This is a genomic window from Novosphingobium sp. AAP93 (assembly GCF_001296055.1).
GTDB lineage: Bacteria > Pseudomonadota > Alphaproteobacteria > Sphingomonadales > Sphingomonadaceae > Novosphingobium.
In genome coordinates, this window is record NZ_LJHZ01000014.1 from 1 (window position 1) to 1668 (window position 1668).

Sequence of the window (1668 nt, forward strand, 5' to 3'; positions counted from 1 at the left end):
GCTCATCACAGCTCCTTCTCACAAATAGGAGCCTCCGGAAAACCCGGGACGCTTCAGAAATAGCATAAGGATAGACGTCGTGTTGCCGATCCCAGATTTCCTCATCGACATCGCCATCGAACCGGGAACAAACAATCATCGGGGTTGCTCCAACCGATCAGTCGATGAGGCTAGCAAAGGGTTGGTTCAGATCACAGCCCTTCGCTGCCACCAACCTTGCATTCCAACCATTCCCCGACCTATCCCGCCTCATTACAAAAAAGGGACAGCGCCATGGCCAATGAAACTCTCATCGCACTGACGGCAGACATTGTCGCCGCACACGTCAGCAACAACAGCGTGGCGGTGAGCGATATGCCAACCCTCATCAATGCGGTCCATCAGGCACTGGCGAATGCTGGTGCACCTGCTCCCGTCGTTGAAGCATCTCGTGAGCCAGCCGTGTCGGTTCGTTCCTCTGTGAAGCCTGATGTGGTGACGTGCTTGGAGTGCGGCTTCAAAGGGAAGATGCTCAAGCGCCATCTGATGACCACCCATGGCCTCACACCGCAGGAGTACAAGGCTAGGTGGAATCTCTCTGCTGATCACCCACTGGTTGCCCCGAACTATGCAGCCAAGCGTGGTGAGCTAGCGAAGGCTATCGGGCTTGGAACGAAGCGTGGCGAGTCGGGTGAAGCCTAGACGTGGGGTTTGAAGCCTATCGGGAATTTTGAAGCCTAGGCGTTGCGCTTCGATGGGCGATGGGCTCATTTTGCAGCTTCTTTGGCGCTACCATTTGAGGGGAACGCCGCCCGAGTTTGAGCCCGACACACCACATGTCGATCACCTTGACGGTGAGAACCTGTTTCCGCCCAAACTTCTGATTAAATGGCATTAATTTCCACCAAAGCGGACTAACGCCCACTTTATTTTTGAAGCCTATATGAAGCCTGAATGGGGAAAATAGCCTCAGGAGAGATTGAAAAATCCTCCTAAGCTATTGAAAAATATGGTGAGCCCTGCTGGGTTCGAACCAGCGACCTACTGATTAAAAGTCAGTTGCTCTACCGACTGAGCTAAGGGCCCACACGCAGGCGGTGAGCGCTTGCCCTACGGATGGGGCGGGGCCGGGTCAAGCGGGCGTGGAGGTGGCGGATGGTGCAAGTGCCTGCCGGATCGCGCCAATCCGGGGCGACCGTGGCGGCGGGGGTGAGCACGAAGCTGCGCTGGCGGTAGAGCGGGTGGGGGATCTTGAGCGTCTTGCTGCGCCAGGGGCCGCCGCTCCACAGGATCACGTCGAGATCGAGCGTCCGCGCGCCCCAGCGCTGGCCGCGGCGGACGCGGCCGAAGCGGGTTTCGAGGCGCTGAAGCAGGGCGAGGACTGCGGGCGGATCAAGCCTTGTGGCGATCCGCGCGGCGGCGTTGGCGTAGCGGCGACGGGAGGGGCCGACGGGAGCGCTCGTGATGATCGGCGAGGCGACTTCGACGGCGAGGCCCTCCCCCGCTATGGCCGCGAGCGCGGCGCGCAGGACCTGCGGCGGGGGGCCGTGGCGGGGATGGCGCTGGTTGGAGCCGAGCGCGATCAGATACTGGTGGCTAGCAGGTACCACCTTTGCCCAATCCTAACCTCCGTTCGTGTCGAGCGAAGTCGAGACACCAAATGCGGCGTGCGGTGTCTCGACTTCGCTC

The 1668-nt window shown here is 60.1% G+C and carries 2 protein-coding genes and 1 tRNA gene; 1 reads left to right on the plus strand and 2 read right to left on the minus strand.

From position 1 onward, the window contains the following. Positions 1-273 precede the first annotated feature (273 nt). Positions 274-681, plus strand: coding sequence for a MucR family transcriptional regulator (locus tag IP83_RS02650; protein ID WP_054120662.1), 408 nt, complete (start codon positions 274-276; stop codon positions 679-681). A gap of 308 nt (positions 682-989) precedes the next feature. Here IP83_RS02650 and IP83_RS02655 read toward each other — a convergent pair. Continuing rightward, positions 990-1065 (minus strand) — tRNA-Lys (locus tag IP83_RS02655). Then, complete coding sequence (gene folK, locus IP83_RS02660) at positions 1056-1589, minus strand: 2-amino-4-hydroxy-6-hydroxymethyldihydropteridine diphosphokinase (protein WP_054120663.1); 534 nt, start codon at positions 1587-1589, stop codon at positions 1056-1058. The genes IP83_RS02655 and folK overlap by 10 nt, the downstream gene beginning before the upstream one ends. Positions 1590-1668: the final 79 nt, after the last annotated feature.

Excerpts from the sequence above, each read along its gene's own strand:
- IP83_RS02650 (WP_054120662.1), top strand. The coding sequence starts at position 274 with ATGGCCAATGAAACTCTCATCGCACTGACGGCAGACATTGTCGCCGCA.